Origin of the sequence: Massilia oculi (assembly GCF_017582745.1) — a bacterium.
Taxonomy (GTDB): domain Bacteria; phylum Pseudomonadota; class Gammaproteobacteria; order Burkholderiales; family Burkholderiaceae_D; genus Telluria; species Telluria oculi_A.
This window is the reverse complement of record NZ_JAFVIM010000041.1, coordinates 1-20,338: the sequence shown is the minus strand read 5'-3', so window position 1 is coordinate 20,338 and position 20,338 is coordinate 1. Positions and strand designations below refer to the sequence as shown.

Genomic DNA, 20,338 nt, shown 5'->3' with positions numbered 1-20,338 from the left:
CCACTGCGGAGACTATCGACCAGATGAATCGGATGGCCGACGATCTAAGAATCCCTCTCGGAGAGGTCTTAGAGCGGGCTTTAGATGCGCTTGAGAAAGCTACCTAGTAGCTACCAGATAGCTTTTAGGTAGCTTTCTGTAAATTGGGAACTGTATGAATGACGACTACTGGAGCGGCCCGGACGCGGCCTACAACATGGGCCTTGTCGGGAAACAAGCTGGCTTGCGGGAATCTTTGGAAGCGGTGTAGCCAACCCAAGGTTCGTTCGACGACCCAACGCCACCGTCCAAGCTTTTCGCGCGACTCCACGCCATAGCGCGCGAAACGAGCTGCGATGCCCGACTGCGCAGCCAAGCCCGATGGGCTCTCGAAGCGTACGCTCTATCCGCATGCAGCTTATCTGGGCGTTTGCGGGCATGGCCTGTCAGGCCTTAACTGCCAGGATTGATCCTACCAACCGGATTAGGAAACGAGAGTCGTGCACCTGCGCGCCCGAGATCTGGGCCACTAGGGGAAGCCCACGCTCATCCACCAGCAAATGGTGTTTGCAGCCGAGTTGCCGCGCGATCTGTTGAGTTTTGGCCCGTGTCCTCGCCTCCATCAGGAGCCGGTACGCTTCCAGCGTCAACGCAAGCTCGATCCCACATGATCTGGTCGTGCTCTCGGAGCCGTCGCAGAATCGCCTCGTGGACGCGCTGCCAAACGTCGGCTCGCATCCATTCGTGAAGGCGCCGCCAGCATGTCATGCCGCTGCCGCAGCCGAGTTCGCGCGGCACGTACTCCCACGGTATTCCAGTCTTTAAACAAACAGGATTCCAGTCAGGGCCGCGCGATCCTCGATGCGCGGGCAGCCGTCTTTCGGCGATGGGCGACGGGTTGAAAGATGAGTTGCGATAAGGGACCACAGGTCTTCGGGAAGAAGTGCTCGGGCCATGGCATCAGTCCGTCAACAAACACGGACGCCATGTTAGTGCTCTGACTGAGCTTGCGTACGTCGGCTATCGACCCAAAGCGGACATCGATAGCGGGGCGAGGTAGGGCGGGCGGTAGGGTACTGGCAGCCGCATGGCGCTAACACGACAAGGCGTCGCTACGAAATCGATGCGCTCAGAATACGGTTTTTCATCCTGCTTTTATTGCAGATATAATCATTCAATGTCTGGAAAGTCGAATTCATAGCCAAATATGTTGAACAATCGGGATTGCCGCTCGTGAATGACAACGGACCGCAGCGCACCTACCCGGGCGGGGAGCCGGGCCCGGTGACTGTTGAACGGTTCTGGCTGATCGCCCTGCAGCTCGCGGGGGCGCTCGACAGCTTGCACCGGAGCGGCAGCATCCACGGCGCCGTCATGCCCGCAAATATCGTTTGGGATGAGGCTGCCGAGCGCCTTGTCCTGATGCCTGCATTGCGCAATGGAAGTGTGCAGCTGCCCTTGACGGGGCTGGCTTACCTGTCGCCCGAACAGACCGGACGTACCGGCCGGGCAGCCGATTCGCGCTCCGACCTGTATTCGCTGGGCGCAACATTCTATGCCATGCTCACTGGCGCCCCGCCGTTTACCGCCCAGGATGCAGTCGAACTCGTGCATGCGCATCTTGCTCGTCAACCAAAGGCGCCGCATACGATCGATCCGGCAATCCCTCCTGTCCTGTCTGCCATCGTTCTCAAGCTCCTCGAAAAGGAACCGGATCGGCGCTACGCGAGTGCGGAGGCGCTGATCGCCGATCTGCGCCAAGCGGCTGCCCGCTCGTTCGACACCCGCACTGTGCCGCCGTTCGAGATTGGCGCGCACGATGCGCTGCAGCAGCTTTCGATCCCTGACAAGCTGTACGGCCACCAGCGCGAAGCCGGCATGCTGCACGAAGCCTTCGATCGTACCTGCGGCGGCGAACGCGCGCTGGTCCTGATTGCGGGGCCGCCCGGAAGCGGAAAATCGGCGCTGGTGCAAGACCTTGAACAGGAAGCCGTACGGCGCGGCGGCCGCTTCGCCGCCGGCAAATTCGACCAGCTCGAGCCCAATGTCCCGTATGCCGGCCTGGTGCAGGCATTCCGTGCGCTCAGCCTGCAATTGCTCGCCGAGCCCGAGACGGTCCTGGCCGACTGGCGCGCGCGGATCGACGCGGCCATCGCACCCAACAGCGCCGTCGTGGCCGATCTGATCCCCGAGCTCCAGGACGTCCTCGGTCCACAGGCGCTGGTGCCGGACCTTGGTCCGGTGGAGTCGAAAAACCGTTTCATCCAGGCGCTCAAGTCCTTCCTCGACGCCCTCGCTTTGCCGGGGCAGCCATTCGTGTTGTTCCTGGACGACCTCCAATGGGTCGATGCGGCCTCGCTGCAGATCATTCAGGAATGGGTCGCTGCGCGTGGCGCCGCCCACCTGCTAATCGTCGGCGCCTATCGCGACGACGAAGTCGATGCCGCGCATCCGCTCGCCGCCATGCTGGCCGAAGCGCGCACGATGGGGGCGCGGGTGGCGACGGTCCACGTCGACCCGCTACGCGCCCCCGACGTAGCGCAGCTGCTCGCAGACAGCTTGCAGCGCGACGAAGGCGAATGCTTGCAACTGGCGGAGCTGCTGGTCGCGAAAACGGCAGGCAATCCGCTGTTCATCAAGCGCCTGCTGCATACCCTTCATGGCGAGTCCCTGATCCGCTTCAATGCGACAAAGCGGATCTGGGAGTGGAACGCGCATGAAATCGAAGCCGCCGCGGTCAGCGACAACGTGGTGGAGCTGATGACGCGAGCGATCGGACAACTTCCTGATGATACCCGGCAGCTAATACTGCGCGGAGCCTGCATCGGCTACCGCTTCGATCTCGCGACCCTCGCCGCGCTGGCGCAGCAGGTGTCCGCCGACACGGCACGCATGCTCGCCCCCGCAGTGGAAGACGGTTTGCTCGTGACGCTGCCGGGCGGGGCCGGAGCCCATGCCGAAGGGGCGCCTGTCATGCAGTTCGTGCACGACCGTGTCCAGCAAGCAGCCTACGCCATGCTGGACCACGCCCAGCGTGCTGCGCTGCACCTCGCCATTGGCCGCCAACTGCTGCGCAATGCCTCCGCCGGCCAGCGCGACGACAGGCTGTTCGACATCGTCGACCAGCTCAACCGCGGTGACGCGTTCATGACGGCGCCGGACGAGCGGCGCGATGCCGCACAGCGCAATCTCGCCGCAGCGCGCAAGGCCAAGGCCGCTGCCGCGTACGAGTCCGCGTTCGATTATTTGTCCTGGGCCAGGCAGCAGTTGCCCGCCGACGCATGGAAGCGGGAGCCGGCGCTCAGCTTCGACATTTACCGCGAGTTGGCCGAGTCCGCCTATCTGGCCGGCCAACACGCGACCGCCGAGCAACTGCTCGATACGGCGTTGGCACATGCGCCGGGGGCCATCGAGAAAGCGGACCTTTACGGCATACGTGTGCTGGCAGCCACTGTGGCTGGCGATTGGATCGGCGCGCTGAACGCGGGCCGCGAAGGCTTGCTGGAGCTTGGCCAGGCCTGGCCCCTGACTGGTCTGGCCGAGGCAAACGATGCCGAAGTCCATGCAGTCATGGCGGCCGTCGGTACGCAGCGCATCGAAGATCTGGCCGAACGGCCCGAGGCCGATGGCAAGGCAATATGCGCTTGCATGCGCCTGCTGTCGCTACTCGGCCCGCCGGCCTACTTCAGCGGCTCGGAAGTGCTGACTTTCTTGGTCTCCCGCAGCGCCAGGCTGTCGATCGAGCATGGCGCGTCGGTGTATTCCTCGTATGCCTATGTGTTTTATGGCGCGATCCATAATGCGCGCACCGGTGAGTACGACATCGGCTACGCACTCGGGAAACTGGCACTGGCGCTGGCTCGGCGCTTCGACAACCAGGCCGAAGAGAGCCGTACGCTCGAAGTGTTCGGACTGGTAGTACACGCTTGGCGCGACCACCTGCGCGACAGCCTGCCCTTGATGAGGGAAGGACACCGCGTCGGTCTCGCCTCGGGCGAACTTGCTTACGCAGCCTTCAACCTGTGCGGCATCCTGATCAATGGTTTGCCGGCCGGTCTGCCGCTGGGCGAGGTGCTGGCGGAGGCGCATAGCTCGATGGACTTTGCCACCGAGTACCGCAACCGTACCGCGATCGAGATCTCGCTGCCGTTCCGGCAATTCGTCCGGTCCCTGGCAGGCCGGACGGCCGCGCCGGGCGCCTTCGACGACGAGGATTTCGCGCAGAGCCGCTTTCTCGACGACGCGGCCGGCAACCAGACGGCGATCGGCCATTATTGGGTGCTCAGGCTGCAGGCCGCTTACCTGTTCGGCGATTTCGCGACGGCCCGCGACGCCGCGCAGGAGGGCGCGAAATACTTGACGACAGGCATTCTTGGGATGGTGACGGTAAGCGTGCATGCGTTCTACATGGCGCTGACGTCGGCGGCTCACTATTCCGGTGCGCCGGCGGCCGAGCGGCCGGCGCTGCGCGAGGCCGTCGCCGCTGGCCTCGCGCAACTCGAGAACTGGGCACGTTATTGCCCCGAAAATTTCCAGCACAAGGCGAAGCTGGTCGAAGCCGAGCTGGCGCGCATCGACGACGAGCCATGGCTGGCGATGGAATGCTTTGGCCAGGCCATCGATGGCGCCAGCGCCTTCGGCTTCGTGCAGGATGCCGCGCTGTCGAACGAATTGGCGGCGCTGCTCTTCCTCAATCACGGGCAGGAGCGGCTGGCCAAGCTGCACCTGCGCGCGGCGCTTGACGAATACCGCAAATGGGGCGCCCACGCCAAGGTGCGCGCGCTCAAGCAGGAGCATGGTCCGCGCGTGGCGCCGGCCATGCAGTCCGCTGTCCTCGCCGACCCGTCAGCGATTCCGGTGCTGGATCCGGAGCTGGCGCTGGACGTGCTTGGGCTGATCAAGGCGTCCCAGGCAATCGCCGTCGAGACCGAACCCGCACGCTTGTTCGAGCGCATCCTGCAGGTCGTGGCCGAACTGGCCGGCGCCCGCGATGCCGTCCTGCTGCATGGTGACGCGGCGGCGCTGCGTATGCGCGGGCGCTTCGCGATTGACGCCGAGGAGGGCGTCACGCTCGAGGACACGGCGCTTGAGGACAGCGATAGCCTGCCCCGCTCGCTGATCCGCTACGTCGCGCGTACCAGGAAGCCGCTGGTGCTCGACGATGCCGCCACGCTTGGCCTCTTCGCCGGCGATGCGGAAGTGCGCGCCTTATCCTTGCGCTCGGTGCTGTGCGTACCGCTGGAAAGAAATTGCAACCTGATCGGCGTGCTTTACCTCGGCAACGATACGATGGCCAGCGTGTTTACTGCAGCGCGCATCGAAGTGGCCAGGGTGCTTGCCGCCCAGGCCGCGATCTCGCTGGAAAACAGCTTGTTGTTACAGGAGCGCGACCGGACCGAACGCGACTTGCGCCAGCTGGCGGACAACTTGTCGAGTGAGAGCCGGCGCAAGACCGAATTTCTAGCCACTCTGGCACACGAGCTACGGAATCCGCTCGCCCCGCTGCGTACCGGCCTCGACCTGATGCGCGTGGCCGGCAACAATCCCGTAACCATCAAAAGGGTGCAGGAGATGATGAGCCGGCAACTCAAGCAGATGGTCCATCTGATCGACGACCTGCTCGATGTCGCTCGCATAAACAGCGGCAAGGTGCACTTGAAGCTGGCGCGGGTTGATCTGCGTGCCGTTGTCGTCAGCGCGGTCGAGGCCGTAATGCCCACGATCGAAGCGGCGGGACATACGCTGGATATCTCCATCCCCGATATCCCGCTGGTACTGAATGCAGACGCTACCCGCCTAGCGCAAGTCCTCAGCAATCTTTTGAACAATGCCGCAAAGTACACGCCTCATGGCGGCCGCATCGGCCTCGAAGCGCATGTCGATGCCGACGGTGTCGTGATCGTGGTGGCCGACACGGGCGTCGGCATCCCGGCCGACGCCCTGTCCGAGGTCTTCAGCATGTTCAGCCAGGTGTCGAAAGACATCGGCCGTTCGCAAGGGGGACTCGGCATTGGGCTGGCTCTCGTGCGTGGCCTCGTGAACATGCATGGCGGCGAAGTCCATGCCGCAAGCGCCGGCGAAGGAAAAGGCAGCACGTTCACCGTGCGCCTCCCCTTGACGCGCGACGCCATGGCCATGCCCGAGCCGTCGGAGCACGCCCGCGCAATCCCGCATCCGCTGCCCACGAACCGGCTTGCGATATTGCTGGCGGATGACAACGTGGATGCTGCTGCAATGATGGAAAGACTGCTGCAGTCGGGCGGGCACGAAGTCGAGCTGGTGCACGATGGGCAAACAGCGATCGACGCGGCAACATCGCGTCACTATGATCTTGTGCTGCTCGATATCGGCATGCCGCGGTTGAACGGCTACCAGGTCGCGGAGGCGATACGCAAACTGCCCGGTCATGCACACACCTACTTGGCGGCCTTAACCGGCTGGGGTAGTGAAGAGGACCGCAACCGGACGCGCTGTGCAGGATTTGATGCTCATCTTGTCAAGCCGGCTGGAGAAGCGGAAATCCATGATTTGCTGCTGGCTGCGGCCCAGAATATCTCGAGAACGAACCCGTGATATCAATGTCCGCTTTTGGCCGATTGCGGACGGTTGGAACGGCTCAGTGTATTCGGCTGTTGCCTGCTGAGCAACTACAGGGTTTTGTTAGGCGTTCTTAGCCCCCAGTGGCGTGCAGTTTCTGTTCAGGTGCTGTAGTTGGAGTCGGCGCCGTGTGCGCGGCCTTCGGTGCGTCTGGATATGGTGCGGGGTTCTCAGCCGGAGCCGGAAACTCGAAGTTTGCGAACAGCTCTTTTTCGCGGGCCGTAGTTAGGTTTGCGACGTACTGTTTGAGAAGGTCTTGCCGGTGCTTCATGCACCATGCACCAAACAAGATTTTTCGGTCGCGGTCATTAGCACGTCGTTCCTTCACAGCGTCCTTGGCTGCATTTTTGATTGCGATGTCCAGCTCTTCACGTTGCTTCTTGAGGCGCTCCAGTTTAGTCAAGCTCATTTGTAGTTGCTCATTGGTAACATGTGAAGTTTTGATTGTGCCTATATTAGTGTCCTGAAGCAATACCTGTTGCCATTTTGGTTCCCATCGGTTCCAATTGAGGCAATGGTTGCAGTGGTTTTCCGGGTGTTTACAGTGAGTGAAGTGTAGTTACATTTTTCGCTGTGCTGGCTCCAACGGAAGGCTATCTTCGGCCCCTTCGGGAAGAAGATGCGCGATTACGTGTTTCCTCTTCGAGGAAACATCGCGCCCCTGCGGGGAGCCTCCGGTCCTTCGGCCCTCCGCGTCCCGCCTTCGGCTGGACTTGGCAAAGGAAAAAGCAGCTTGTTCACATTGGGTTCTTAGAGGGTTTCAGTTTTGGCAATTGGTCACTGTAAGATCAAAAACGGGGCGCGTGGTAACGGTATGAAGCATGCGCAATATGTCGCCGGTGAAGGGAGGCAGGCTGACCGGGATGACGTGATGTATTCCGAGGACGGCAACCTGCCCAAGTGGGCAGGTAATGCCGTGGAGTTCTTCAAGGCCGCTGATCAATTTGAGCGAGGTAGTCACACGCGAAAAGACAAGACGAAGGACAGTCTAGTCGAGTACGAAAGCACCCGAAGCGGGCGGTCATACAAAGAGTTGGAAGTAGCCATTCCGCGCGAGGCGAAAGACCCGGTGCAGTGGGCGAAGGACTTCGTCCGCGAACTGGTGGGCGACAAGCACCCTTACCGGATGGGCGTCCATGATAAGAAGGCACAGGACGGAGGCCGGAACCCACACTTGCACATGATGTTTTCGACCCGGACTATGGATGGTTACGACCGTACAAAGGAGCAGTTTTTCAAGAGGGCGAACAGCGGGACGTACAAGGTAAGAGGTGAAACTCGGCACCACAAGCCCGGAAGTGGGGGCGCTAAAAAGTCCGAGTTCTGGAACAGCCGGGAGGCTGTACCCCATACCCGAAGTCTCTTTGAACGGCACGTCCAGCGCGCAGCACCGGAGTTCAAATTGAAGCGCAGCGAAGCGCCGGAACCGAAGATTGGACCGGAGCTAAAGTACGCGCCGCAGAAGTACGAAGAAGATCGGGAAAAACGCGTCGTGGACGTGTACGAGCTGCGCAGTATGAAGAAGAAGCGGGCCGAGCTGGACAAGGAAATCGAGAAAGAAGAATTGTTGAGAGAGGCGTGGACTAGATCCTCTTCATCGACGGATGCCCTATTAGTTCAAATACCCCCAAAAGCGGGGCAGGAAAGGGAGCCAGCCGGGAGGCCGGACTGGTCGCAATTCGTTAGCGTAGCCGGATCGAGGGGGGCGCAGGATCGGAAGGAGTCAGCCGTGAAGCCGGACTGGTCGAAGTTCGTGAACGTGGCAGGATCACGTGGCACGGCAGATGATGAAGGGAAGGGTAAGCCAATGACGATGATGAAGCCGCAACTGGGACCGCAGTACTTCCCGCAGACGAAGGAAAAAGAAGAGCGCAACCGCGATGAGGCCGGTGCGCTTCATCAGATTGAGCAGCAGCGGAAGAAACAGCAGGTGCAGGAGAAGGACAGGGAGAAGGACAGCGGGCTGGACTTCAATATGTGATGGATACTCTCGATATGATGCTCGCACGCCGTGCCGAGATTGCACAGGTTCTAGCCCGCTATGGCGCGTCGAATCTCCGGGTTTTCGGGTCAGTGGCACGCCGGGAGGATGCCCCAGACAGCGACATTGATTGCTTAGTAGAGCTGGCCCCCGGATCAACCCTGCTTACCCTCACCAGCTTGCAGTTGGAACTCGGGGAGCTGTTGGGAAGGGAAGTTGACTTGGGCACCAACCTACGGGAGCCGATTTGGAGGCGTGTGCAGACAGAGCTGGTACGGCTGGCCTAGTTCAATAGCAGGACGTCAGCTCTGTGTGAAGACGGTGACTACCGTGTGTCTACAGTGCGTCTACACTGTATCAGCAGTGTGTCTACAGTGCGTCTACAGTGTGGTACTCGGCCAGAGGGCGGCGCGGTCGTCAGGGCTGTGTGAGTTCACCCAGTCCATACCCTCGGCGTGGGCCTCGTTGTAGGCTTCGGCAATTAGCCAGGCATGCCATGCATCGGCGGGACGTGCAGACTTTGCTTCATCCAGCCACAGAGCACGCTCTTTCTCGCCGATGGTGTTCCACCAGTCGATATCCTTCTCTGGGCTAGACACGTCAATCGGGAACACCCCGCCGCCTTGTTCCTCGCCGTCCTCTAGCAGCTTGAGGTTCCAGCCCCCGCCTACGCTGTCAGGCCGTGGGGTGATCTTGAAAGTGTGCATAGTCAGTCCCCTTTGGCCCACTTTATCCAGTCCCATGCATACGCACATGGGCCTAGAGCGTTATCAATAGGGCAGGCGCTTCCTCTGAGAGCTGCTGCGAACTGCGTCCGCCATGGCTCGGGAATGTCGCGGAGGGCAACCCGGTGCGGTCGCCCTTCGCGGCTATGAATGGATACCAGCTCAATCAGTTCTTCCCTCTGCATAGTCGGGCTCCTTACGGTCCTTGCGGGCATCCATCCATGCCATCCATCCGGCCCGGTGAGCGTGGGCATCGTGGCCAGCGTGGTGCCATGGGCCCTTCTTCTCATGGTAGCGGACTACGGCATGATGGAACGTCGAGGAATCGACGAGGGTGCGCAGATCGTAGCGTTCGGCCAGATTGGGCGGGTGGACACCGTTCATTGCGTCCAGCAGCAGTTCCCAATCAGTGTAGCTATCGCAGGCGATGACGACCTTACGGGGCAGGGCGGCAAACCATGCAGTAAGTCGGTCGGCCAGCTCGGCGCGGTTGACGGCGGCGCTGGCGTGGCCCAGAAGGGGAAGCACGGCGGCCCGTACAAAGTCGTTGCACCAATCAGCCCGGTAGTCGGATCGCTCTAGGTAGAGCTGGTGACAACCGTCCTCACTGACCATCCCAATGCTTATCAGGTCACAGTCGATGAAGTCGGTAAATTCGGTGTCGAGGAAGATCAGCATTACAGGAAATCTTCGAACTCTCAGCGGCGGGCCAGTGCTACCAGCACGTCGGCGTGCGTCGTCATTACTCGCTTGGCTGTTTCCAACACCAGGCGCCGGCCGGCCTTGCCAGCCAAGTCCAGTAGGATCGGCCGCACAGGTGTACGAGGTGCTTGGGATGGAATGTTATAGCGGCTGATGTCCATATGCCCATAATAGCGCGAGTACGCTACCGTGGGCGTGAAGGGGGAGTAGCCATGACTAGTATCAAAATTGCAATAAATGATAGAGCCCCTTGAGGATACTTATCAAGAGTGAAAACTAGACCTGCAATCGCGCCAAGTACGGATGGTGAAAGAAAGTGTTTCATGCGATTTCCTTATGTGGTGGCCGCAAGATTGCTGCGGATTGACACATAGGTTAGGGAAATCAGGATCTGAAGAATAGCTGGGTGGGTTGTGAAAACCCATGGAGGGGTTGTTGGATAAGGGAGGCAGGGTAACCCTACAGATAGGTACCTGGGTTACCTCTTTTCATAAATAAATCAATGGCTTAATAGGGGGGTTACTTTCCTCTCTCCGGGGTTTTCGTAGCGCCGCCCTTCTTGTTCCAGTTCGCTACTGTACATATGCGGTCCTTGGCTGCGGCCCCTAACAAGCGATGGTCAGGGTGCTCATTTAAATATTTCATCATTGCAGCACGTACTGCTGTTCCTGAATCTTTTGGGTCACCGTTTTGAGTTATCGCCAGCCAGGCCTCGTTTGCTGCGAGAAGCTCAGCGGGAGACAACGGATGAGTACGATCCAGATAAGCTGGCTGGGCAAGAGCCAAAGGCTTAGTCGTGCGTTCCATCTCAATTGTGTTGTCAGAGCTGCACTCTTGGCCCATATGGACTGGCTGGACACGCTGTAAGGATTGCTTAAGTGACCACATCTTTTTGCCCTGAGCCCATTTCATGAAAGCAGCTTGGCTAACACGGGTCAAGTGATGAACGATTAGGCTGTGTTCCGGAAGGTCAGGGAACTCGACCTTCTTGTCCCATGGGCCATGGTCGTAATCATTATGTTGTTCCCAAGCCTCTACAAAAGGCAGCGTTCCCCCGCAAACAGCTTCAGCTATTGCACGTTGGAAAGTAAACGCTTTTCTGTACTGCAGTAACGAAACTGCATGTTTCAAGTCTGAAAGGCGGACATCTACATGTTCCATTGGATCAATACCTGCCCACAACATTGCGGCTTCTTCAATGGACCACACTTCAATCAGGCGCCAATCGGAAAGGTCGGGTAGTTCATGCAGTTCCACAGAGCATCCTTGGCTATGCTTAGGAGCGTATCGCATAGTAGAACAACCCAACAGCAAGGCCTAGACCTACAGTCCAGAAGGCAGCCCGTCGCTTACCGAATAAAAATAGCAAAATACCAACTACTATAAAGATTGAACCTGGTCCCATAAAGTACGCTCCAGTAAGAAAAAGATATTTTGCCCGATAGATAGACTCTCAGTACTGCGTCTAACGGGTGTCAATAAGTTACTTTGAAAGTCGGGCTTTCCTCTGGGCGACTCTGGCGTCGGTCGTAGACTTTGGTTGTCGCGATATTCGCGTGGCCCAACCATTCTTGCACCTTAGCGATGTCAGCCCCATGGTCCAGGGCATTGGTGGCAGCAGTCGCGCGCAGCGCGTGCGGCCCAAAGCCGGCAACGTCAATCTGTAGAGCCTTAGCATAGCTGGTCAGCAGTTTGTAGACGCCGTCGGGCGTGATCGATGCTGTCTTGTTGCGGGTGTTATTGCTTGTAGGCCGAAACAGCGCGCTGCCCTTATCGTCACCGTGACCGGCTGCGTTAAGGTAAGTTGCAATCGCATTAGCGGCAGCAGGGTGAAGCGGTATATAGCGGATCTTGCTACCCTTGCCGTGCACCTGGAGGTGCTTGACACCACGACGCTCCTGGATGTCGGCTACACGCAGGGTGCACAGCTCGGTGCGGCGCAATCCGTGATAGAGCAAGGTTGCCAATAGCGCGCGATCGCGCAGCCCACGCAGTGTGGCCGGGTCGGCAACTTGTAGTAGAGCGCGTGCTTGATGGTCGCCGATCGCCGGTGTCTTACCTTCTGCGCTCGCCATTGTTGGGCGTTTCACACCGTCCACCGGATTACCCTGGATCGCATTAGCTTCGCACAGCGACTCGAACAGCGATGACAGTGCCGCCAGTTTTCTCCGGATCGACGCGCCGCTCAACGCGCGCTTCTCGAGGTCGCGGCGCCAGGCCAGCACATGGGCGCGCGCCACGTCGCGGAACTGTGCCGGATCGCTGATTCCGGCGAACGCCATAAACTCTTGCACGTCATTTTGATAGGCGCGTCGCGTTTGCGGATTGTCGATGTTGGCGAACCAGGTGAGCGCCGACGGCACTTCGGCTAGTTGGTGGAAGTCGGCCACTGTGAGGCCGGCGCCAGGCAGGCGAGATGTCGTAGTCAGGTCAGTGCCCAATGTAATACCTTCATCGATATGGGTACGGCCGCAGCGATGAGCGGCCAGGTAAAACGGTCGATAAGGAGAACCACCAGGCGGATCGCCCAATGATCTTTGCGGAAGTAGTCCAGCGGCTGCTTTTTCATGGTGGCGCGATGTGGCGTGGTCGATGCCGCCATCATGCCGTCACGACTTTGGCGTGGTTGCACACATTTTCCTAACCGACTCATCGCGCCCGCCACTAAGCTTGTTTCTACAAACTTTACTATTGATAACGCTTTTTATCAATAGTAAGAATATTCCTTAAAGGGCCCTGCACATGCATCTTTGGAAAGAAACATGTGGAGGACCCTTTAGGAAGGGACGGGATTCGAACCCGCGAAACGGCTCACACCGTTCACCCGGGTATCAGCCGGGCGCCTTCAGCCACTCAGCCACCCTGGAGAACGTCGCACGCGGCACTTTCCAGGACTGCTCAATTGGACCGTATGCCAAGGACAGCAAACCCGAGCATGTATAAGCAACGTACAAAAGGCGAAGGGGCCAGAGGCCCCTTCATTCATTACAGTGTAGGTTTGAGTCAGTGACCAGGCACCGTGTACAGGAGTGACTGTATCACCTTATAGAACCCCAGTCAAGGGGCTTCGTAAATGTTGTGCCCAATGCTACACTGAAACATCTTTTTTGGGATTGGTATGTTCACAACATCGGAATTGCACGATCTACAGCTCGTTACCTCTACGGCACGTCTTAGTTCCTACCCTCAATATCTCGGCACAACCAATGCTTCAGAGGCATATGGGGCCTATATGTGGAGCATGGCCGTCTCGACTGCTTTCTCACCAATTATTCATGCAGTGGAAGTAAGTTTCCGGAATGTTTTAAACAATGAACTTTCTTCCCATTATGGGAATGATTGGTTCAATAAATGGGTTACAAGTGACGCTAATGCTTTGCGAGCAAATGGAAAAATCGCAGTTAACCAAAAAAGTACAGGCGAAAAGCTAATAGCGGATTCAATAAAGAAAATCACTAAGCGCGACTACCCAAATGGAGCGCCACCTGGCTATAAACCATCATGGCAACGTGTTCTTGCAGAGATGAGTTTCGGATTTTGGGTAACTTTTCTAGTTAAACGATTTTGGGACGTTAATCACAAGACCAAGTTGTGGCCTAATCATACTACTGCCGTCTTTCCTGGCGCACCTACGAGCATGGGAGCAGTGGGAGCATTACACACTGCGTTTTCAGAAATGGTTGATATTCGTAACCGTATTCACCACCATGAACCATTGTGGAAGCATTCTACAGTGAACTCAAGTTCAGATGCTTTAATTTATTTAAATAATCAATTAACGTCAGCGCTCACTAAGCTTGATTATCTTGGAAGAAGCCAACGTTCTGCCTTAGAAAAATATGGAGTTATTGCTTCTATTAAAGAAATCTGCACGCAATCAGCTTTCGACCGATTTACTGGAAGAAGTCTAGGTTCTGCGACAACCTATAAAATGGCAAAAAAAGATTTACGATTGCTGAGAAAGGATACTAAAGATAACGATTGCGTTTGGGTCACCTCTGAAAGCGGTGATGCTGTACAACTTATCATTAGAACTGGAAATCGTCGTTTTTTCTAAATTTTGAGTATCGGTCTTAAAATTACTCTTGATAGTAACCTATTTTATTAATAGTAATATTGACGATGAGACTGACAAAACGTGAATAGATAGACAAAAATGTTTTAGGTTGACAAAATTAGTGTTTTCCATAATGGCCTGAAGTGACTGATGGTGAGCTCTGGCTTCGTACTCGAAGCGTCGGGTTTACGACAATCCCTAGGACTCTACCCCTTATCAACAAGATACTGGACCGATCAGCTGGGAAAGGGATGCCTGTAGCATCCACCTATCTAGCTCTATGGTGTCGAGTTTTTGACAAGGCGTTTGTAGAGATTCGTAGTCAAAAAGATCTGGCCTTAGAGTCCGGCTTTGCCGGACCTCGAGCTGAAGCGACTTGGAAAACAAGGATGAAAATCTTGGCCGAACTGGGCGTAATTTCAGTGAAGGCTGGGGTAAGAGGGGAATATCAGTACGTGCTGATGTACAACCCTCTCCAGGTCATTAGTCGGCTCTACAAAGAAAAAATGGACGACTTCGACTACCTGAGCCTGATGGACAGAATGGGGCAAATGGGCGCAGAGGATATTCCTACATAAGAGGAGTAGCGCTTTTCATGTGCACTGACTAATTTCAGTATCAACAGGCGGGAGGCCGTCGCGCTGGAATTGTCGTGTTTCGAGGGGAAATGACCCCTATACAACTCATTTCCCACCCTTCCATAGTCATCTGTGACCCGCTGTCCCGCCGCTCGTCGGTGTCTGGCGGACTAGCCAACACGCCACCGAAGTGCGGCACCCGTCGTGCGCCGGCGCATATTTCCATCGTGTTTTCACATACGCCAGGTCGGCCAGCCTAACGGGAGCGGAATGCCGTGCCCTGGCCAGGTCGACCAGGTTACTCACGTACGAGACTTGGAAATTTATGCGCCATTGATTGCCCGATTAACTTTGGTTGGGTTGGTGTCAAACCACTCAGCAATCTTAGCGTCTGTAGCTCCATCTGCCCGCATCTGACGCATCGTAGGCGTGTCATTGGGCGTAATAGCTGCGTTCGAGGTCGCAGCTATGTCATTCGTGAAGCTATCGATTTTTTTATGCATGTCTTGAATGCGAACCATTGAGTCCATCATCTCTTGAGGCTTGAGGTTTGGATTGCTAGCCAAGTCACGGATAGCTTGCTCTTTGGCTACTTCAAAGCTCTCCTTGGCTTGTCTATACCTGGCTGCGGTAGAAGCAGATAGAGGGGTACGAGCAGAGGCTTCGTTGACTGCAACTTGTGCAGATTCTGGAGTAAGTGGAGAAGTAGCCATGAGGTACATTGAATGAATTGGTAATTCATTCAGTGTACCTCATATTGCTTTGTTTTTGTAAGGAATGTGAGACTGTGCTGGTTGGGTAGGAAGGCCCCGTTACCGGAATCTTCCAATCTGGCAACCGCTGGCGTGATGAAGAACTCCCACAGCGGTTTTTGCAACCGGCTGCAAAATATCGTTGTGCCATCAACAGCGTGGATCGAGCTGCAGCGGCAAACCCGCTGGAAGCACTCAAGCGCGTCTCGCATTGGCGCGCGCGATGCCCGCCAGTTCCTGGGGCCGGTTCAAAGAAGCGATGATGTACCGTCTACGCCACGGCCCATCGGCGGTGTCTGCTGCGGCCGCGCGTCAAGACCGGCGTGTGATATGGGTACGCGAATATGACGTTGACCAAGGCGTACACCATGACCGATAGCCAACTTTAGGAGGCGCTGACTTCCATCCTGTTCAAGAACACCAAGATGCGTGGTCACGCATCACCAAGGTGGCCACGCAGTTGATCCCGCTGCTGTAGGACGGCGCCAGGTAAAGGTGGATCGCGGCCGATCCAGAGAAGAACTGCAGCTGCAATAGTGCGACGGGAAAGAAGAGATGGACCAACACATCGACACAGAGCAGGCCGAGAAGAGTAAAGAGTAGGCCTGCGCAAGAGATTGCGCAGGTAGTCAGGGGGCAGCATGTCACCGCCCGTTTACCTGTTAGATCGATTCTTTCTGCGTAACGTGATAGATAGCAGTGTTCTGAATGTTGCGCTCCTTGAACTCAATGACGATTGCACCGTCTTTTTGATTGTCCCAGTGCTCATTTGCTACTTTTTTGAACTGCCGGCCAATAGCCTTCCGGGTGTTAGGAGACAGCTGGAGCCACTTACCTCCTGTTGAAGTGCTGTAAAGCTCGTTCGCCTTGAAGCTTTTCTGGAATTCCAGACCAAGAGAAAATTTGTGCATCTTGTGCACAATTTCTTGCACAGCGTCTTCGCTGAGGTCTTGAACGGTAGTGTCATCAATGTTCACTTCCTCGTCTGGGGCCTGTTCCTTAAGGCCTCCGAGCAAACTAATCAGCAGTTCGGCTTCGACCCAGGTAATGGTTTTGGTATCAATTTCAATTTTCATAAGTCCTCGCTGTTGTAAAGAGACTCAAGCATAGGGGGTTAACCTACAGTTGTCAACTGTGCTGGGAGCTTTTTTAATCCAGCACAAATTAGGTACTGCGGGCTGGAGAGTGCAGCCTGGTACTTAGAACGGGCTTTATGTCTAATCGCCCCCCCTCATATTGCTTGTTCTTAATCTACACTTTATGCAATACTGTAGCTCACTCCTATTAAATGTGAGGCTACGTAATCATGCAAAGTGTTAGTATCGAGACGGCAAAAGCACTGGTCAGCAGCAACACCGTGACCAAGGCCATTGTGCAGTGCTTCGACGGCCGCCGTTGGGCCATCGTCCTGCGCGGCCGGGATGAATACGTGCTCAAGTCGGCCCGCCAGAATCCGCGCCCGTTCGCCAAAATCGAGACGGCGCTGACCGAGATTCAGGGGCTGGGGCTGCGTCATGCCGAGGTCGATTTTGTGAAGTGGGAGCGCATCCCTCCTGCGGCAGCAAAATAAATTGGCAACCGTATTCTGTAAATACATTCACAAAGGGTAAATCATGGCGGATAGCGTTTTGAACCAGACTGGCGGCAGCGATGTAGCGGCGGCCGACGCGACGGCACGCAAAACGCGAAAGCCTCGCGCACCAGCGAAGGGGCGCAGAAAGACCGATGTCATCCAGGTCGGCGACAACAGCCGGCAACAGATGGGCTTTTGGCCAGATGCAGTGCGAGGCGTGCCGAATGTCGCGCTTCGTGGTGCACTGTTCTCAATCAGTCGGGAACGAGAAACTTGGAAGAAGCGTAAAGAGCTGGCCTCGGTGGATGGCTACCAGATCATTTTCAAGGGGGAGCGCCTCAACCAACGGGATTTGGACCTGTGGGAAATGTTGCTGCACATCAGCCGACAACAGCCGTATGGCAAGCATATCGAATTCGTCGCAAGCGACTTGCTAAAAGCGCTGGGCCGGACGACCAGCGGCGATGAGTACGGAGACTTGAAAGAGGACATTGCGCGGCTTAGGGCCTGTTCGGTGGAAATCTTGGTGAGCGGAGAGAACACGTTCGGCGGCGGCCTGATCCAGAACTTCTACCGCGAGGAAGCTAGTCAGCGGTATGTCATCGTGTTTGACGAGGCCATAAAGAGATTGTTCGACACCGGCATTACCCATGTGGATTGGGACCACCGGATGAAGCTCAAGGACAACAGCCTAGCGAAGTGGCTGCATGGCTTTTATTCCACGCACGCAAGCCCGTTGAAATACAAGGTGGAAACGATCAAGGAGCTTTGCGGCAGTACCACCGGGCGACTGGCGGACTTCCGTGCGGCGCTCCGAAAAGCGTTGGACAAACTCAAGTCTATTGGAGCGATCACCTATTGGGACATCAATCCCAAGACTGACCTCGTGACCGTGAGAAGAAAGCCCAGCCCCAGCCAAAAGCGGCACTTGGAAAACAAGCAAGCCGCTGTCGCGAACGCGGAATTTTCCTCTAGTGACACCGGCACGCTGCCGGGATTCGACGCCCTGTAATTTCCTTCTCTCTTGTAGTACGAGGCCCTGCACATTAGTGGCTGGGCCTCGCGCGACCTCTCTCGCCCTATCAAACCATCGTGCTTTGACTCACACCTAACGCCCGAAATCTATCCTCTAACAACCCCACAGTAGTCCTCTAACAAGCTACTTGGGGCTTCTGTCACCCGTTTCCATCGTGTTCTGACTCACAGTAAGGCATCGTGCTTTGACTCACACCTAACACCCGAAATCTATCCTCTAACACCCCGTCAGCAGTCCTCTAACAAGCTGCTTGACCAAGCTTTTAGCCCCGGTTTCATCGTATTCTGACTCACAGCAGGGCATCGTGCTTTGACTCACGGCCATCGTGTTCTGACTCACACCGATTCGTGTTCTGACTCACAGCTCATCGTGCTTTGACTCACACCGTTTCATAGGGGAAATGGGGGGTAATAATAGAGTTTTTAATAGTTTTTTTAATCCGCACGGGCTGCGCCATGCGTTTTAATCCCCCCACCCCGCCCGCATTGCGGGCACCCCGTGAGGGGAAATCGAGACTGCGCCTTCGGCGCACAAGGAAGACTCAAGACTTGGTACGAGACGGCTAGTGAACGGACGGCCAGACCTTCGGCGGGATACGGACTCCGGCCGATGGCCGGACGCCTACCGGCGCGGGTCCTACCGCCTCACCCCGGCTACAGCCGGGGCTACGGGCGCCCGGCCGCCGTGATCGCCCGCCGAAATCCCGCGCCCTCACGGGACGCGGCGGCAGGCTTGTTTTGTGGTCAGTCCAGCTCAGCAAAAGCGGTTTGCCAGTGAGGTGGTCTGCGCAGGCCGGGGGTTGAGGTTGTTTTTCAAGGTTTTTCGATTCATCGAAAAAACGGCTGTAACACAGGCGGTGGGACTTCGCCGCGAAGGCGGCGAATCACAGCGCAAGCAAGCCGCCGTCAGGCGCGCGCAAGGATGAGCCACAGACACTTGCTACGGCCACCGGTCAGGAAGGCCAGCACACCATCGGCGCCCTGCGGCAGATAGAGCCGCAGGGTTCTTTGCGTTGACAGTCGCGCATCGTGCTTGCCTCATACCGCGAAAAGATGCCTTGCAGACGCGCTACGGGGGCCTTGGCGCGGTTTTTGGAGTTAGATAGTGGCTTCATATCATCTTGGCTTCTTAAACGTCTCAGAAGCCTGTTTTTGGCCCTACCGGGACAATGAGTCATATGTGGGCCAGTTGCGGATCAGTCGAGTAGAGGTGGATTACGAGCGTTTCAGCTTGAAAATAGCTACCAATTAGCTACCAAATAGCTTGTCTTTTTGACGGGTTCAGGGGCATAATGGATACCAGATAGCTACTAGGTAGCTTCTTGGTACCCTTAAACTCAAGGAGAAAATCATTCCTACTATCGTCTTTGTGAGCCCGAAAGGCGGGGCGGGCAAAACCACTTCCGCATTGGTGTTGGCATCGCAGCTCGCCCGCGTGTCCGAAGTCACGGTCATCGATGCTGACCCGAACCGGCCGATTGCTACATGGGCGAAAGGTCCGAATACCCCAGCAAACCTCACCGTGGTCGATGACGCGGACGAAGAAAACATCATCGACAAGATCGAGGACGCGGCTGCAAAGACGCCATTTGTGATCGTTGACCTTGAGGGTACAGCGTCCAAGATTGTGGTTATGGCCGTCAGTCAAGCTGATTTCGTGATCGTGCCGACGCAAGGTTCCCAGCTCGATGCCGAGCAGGCCGGGCGCGCTTTCCGGGTGATCCAGCAGCACGAAAAGATGGCCCGGCGCAAACTGCCGTATGCCGTGCTGTTGACTAGGACCAATCCTGCGATCCGGACGCGCACGCTTGCACATATCGAAAAAGGGCTGGTCGATGCAGGAATTCCGGTGCTGAACACCGAAATGCACGAGCGAGAGGCGTTCAAGGCGATGTTCTCCTTCCGTCAGCCCTTAAACCACCTGAGCGCTGTTGATGTGGCGAATTTGGACAAGGCGATTCTCAATGCTGAGGCATTCGCCAAAGAGGTAATCGATATGTTGAGAAATGGACAGAAAAACGGGGTGGCAGCATGAGCAGTGATCGAGTAAGCCCGTTCGGAGACCTTGCAGACTTTGCTCCGAAGGACAAGAAGGCCCCCGGTCTCGACGAAAAGGCAGTCATCGAACAAGTAGCGGCCGACAATGGCTTTCCAAGCCGTCAACCAGTTAAAGCGGTTCCGAAGCAGCAACAGCGGCGGCACCGGACTGGCCGTAATCAGCAGATCAACATCAAGGCCACTGCGGAGACTATCGACCAGATGAATCGGATGGCCGACGATCTAAGAATCCCTCTCGGAGAGGTCTTAGAGCGGGCTTTAGATGCGCTTGAGAAAGCTACCTAGTAGCTACCAGATAGCT

At 56.8% G+C, this 20,338-nt stretch carries 18 protein-coding genes; 9 read left to right on the top strand and 9 right to left on the bottom strand.

Features of this window, described 5'->3' with window-relative positions:
* Positions 1-525: 525 nt before the first annotated feature.
* Positions 526-777: a hypothetical protein gene (locus tag J3U95_RS28855; RefSeq protein WP_208281598.1), complete on the bottom strand. Its 252-nt coding sequence runs from the start codon at positions 775-777 to the stop codon at positions 526-528.
* Positions 778-1,212: 435 nt separating this feature from the next.
* On the opposite strand from J3U95_RS28855, the gene J3U95_RS27025 reads away from it, so the two are divergent.
* On the top strand, positions 1,213-6,552 hold the full coding sequence (locus J3U95_RS27025; protein WP_208281597.1) for an AAA family ATPase: 5,340 nt from the start codon (positions 1,213-1,215) through the stop codon (positions 6,550-6,552).
* Positions 6,553-6,649: 97 nt separating this feature from the next.
* On the opposite strand, the gene J3U95_RS27020 is transcribed toward J3U95_RS27025, so the two are convergent.
* A complete protein-coding gene (locus J3U95_RS27020; protein ID WP_208281596.1) occupies positions 6,650-6,985 on the bottom strand; it encodes a hypothetical protein in 336 nt (111 codons plus the stop codon).
* Between the two features lie 405 nt (positions 6,986-7,390).
* Between J3U95_RS27020 and J3U95_RS27015 the strand changes: the two genes are divergently transcribed.
* Complete coding sequence (locus tag J3U95_RS27015) at positions 7,391-8,557, top strand: MobA/MobL family protein (protein ID WP_208281595.1); 1,167 nt, start codon at positions 7,391-7,393, stop codon at positions 8,555-8,557.
* A complete protein-coding gene (locus J3U95_RS27010; protein WP_307728419.1) occupies positions 8,557-8,844 on the top strand; it encodes a nucleotidyltransferase family protein in 288 nt (95 codons plus the stop codon). Before J3U95_RS27015 ends, J3U95_RS27010 begins: the two co-directional genes overlap by 1 nt.
* Positions 8,845-8,937: 93 nt before the next feature.
* Here the strand turns inward: J3U95_RS27010 and J3U95_RS27005 are convergent, their stop codons facing one another.
* The 5 genes from J3U95_RS27005 to J3U95_RS26985 form a co-directional block, all read right to left on the bottom strand.
* A complete protein-coding gene (locus J3U95_RS27005; RefSeq protein ID WP_208281594.1) occupies positions 8,938-9,264 on the bottom strand; it encodes a hypothetical protein in 327 nt (108 codons plus the stop codon).
* 180 nt (positions 9,265-9,444) lie between these two features.
* Positions 9,445-9,960 (bottom strand): 3'-5' exoribonuclease, encoded by a 516-nt coding sequence (locus J3U95_RS27000; protein ID WP_208281593.1) that lies wholly within the window; start codon positions 9,958-9,960, stop codon positions 9,445-9,447.
* Between the two features lie 543 nt (positions 9,961-10,503).
* Complete coding sequence (locus J3U95_RS26995; RefSeq protein ID WP_208281592.1) at positions 10,504-11,241, bottom strand: hypothetical protein; 738 nt, start codon at positions 11,239-11,241, stop codon at positions 10,504-10,506.
* A 218-nt stretch (positions 11,242-11,459) separates the two neighbouring features.
* Positions 11,460-12,374, bottom strand: a complete 915-nt coding sequence (locus tag J3U95_RS26990; RefSeq protein ID WP_370662114.1) for a tyrosine-type recombinase/integrase — start codon at positions 12,372-12,374, stop codon at positions 11,460-11,462.
* A 35-nt stretch (positions 12,375-12,409) separates the two neighbouring features.
* Complete coding sequence (locus J3U95_RS26985; RefSeq protein ID WP_208281591.1) at positions 12,410-12,616, bottom strand: hypothetical protein; 207 nt, start codon at positions 12,614-12,616, stop codon at positions 12,410-12,412.
* Positions 12,617-13,102: 486 nt separating this feature from the next.
* Here J3U95_RS26985 and J3U95_RS26980 point away from each other — a divergent pair, with 486 nt between their 5' ends.
* Both J3U95_RS26980 and J3U95_RS26975 read left to right on the top strand, forming a co-directional pair.
* Complete coding sequence (locus tag J3U95_RS26980; protein ID WP_208281590.1) at positions 13,103-14,041, top strand: Abi family protein; 939 nt, start codon at positions 13,103-13,105, stop codon at positions 14,039-14,041.
* A gap of 251 nt (positions 14,042-14,292) precedes the next feature.
* Positions 14,293-14,619 (top strand): hypothetical protein, encoded by a 327-nt coding sequence (locus J3U95_RS26975; RefSeq protein ID WP_208281589.1) that lies wholly within the window; start codon positions 14,293-14,295, stop codon positions 14,617-14,619.
* A 323-nt stretch (positions 14,620-14,942) separates the two neighbouring features.
* On the opposite strand, the gene J3U95_RS26970 is transcribed toward J3U95_RS26975, so the two are convergent.
* Both J3U95_RS26970 and J3U95_RS26965 read right to left on the bottom strand, forming a co-directional pair.
* Complete coding sequence (locus J3U95_RS26970; protein ID WP_208281588.1) at positions 14,943-15,332, bottom strand: hypothetical protein; 390 nt, start codon at positions 15,330-15,332, stop codon at positions 14,943-14,945.
* A 701-nt stretch (positions 15,333-16,033) separates the two neighbouring features.
* Entirely contained in the window at positions 16,034-16,447 is a 414-nt protein-coding gene (locus J3U95_RS26965; protein ID WP_208281587.1) for a hypothetical protein, read from the bottom strand.
* 230 nt (positions 16,448-16,677) lie between these two features.
* Here J3U95_RS26965 and J3U95_RS26960 point away from each other — a divergent pair, with 230 nt between their 5' ends.
* The 4 genes from J3U95_RS26960 (at position 16,678) to J3U95_RS26945 (ending at position 20,322) form a co-directional block, all read left to right on the top strand.
* The gene (locus J3U95_RS26960; protein WP_208281586.1) at positions 16,678-16,941 is read left to right on the top strand and encodes a hypothetical protein; all 264 of its coding nucleotides are present in this window, start codon (positions 16,678-16,680) and stop codon (positions 16,939-16,941) included.
* Between the two features lie 43 nt (positions 16,942-16,984).
* On the top strand, positions 16,985-17,956 hold the full coding sequence (trfA, locus tag J3U95_RS26955) for a plasmid replication initiator TrfA (protein WP_208281585.1): 972 nt from the start codon (positions 16,985-16,987) through the stop codon (positions 17,954-17,956).
* Between the two features lie 1,392 nt (positions 17,957-19,348).
* A complete protein-coding gene (locus J3U95_RS26950; RefSeq protein ID WP_208281584.1) occupies positions 19,349-20,014 on the top strand; it encodes a nucleotide-binding protein in 666 nt (221 codons plus the stop codon).
* The gene (locus J3U95_RS26945) at positions 20,011-20,322 is read left to right on the top strand and encodes a hypothetical protein (RefSeq protein WP_208281583.1); all 312 of its coding nucleotides are present in this window, start codon (positions 20,011-20,013) and stop codon (positions 20,320-20,322) included. The genes J3U95_RS26950 and J3U95_RS26945 overlap by 4 nt, the downstream gene beginning before the upstream one ends.
* The last annotated feature ends 16 nt before the right edge of the window (positions 20,323-20,338 follow it).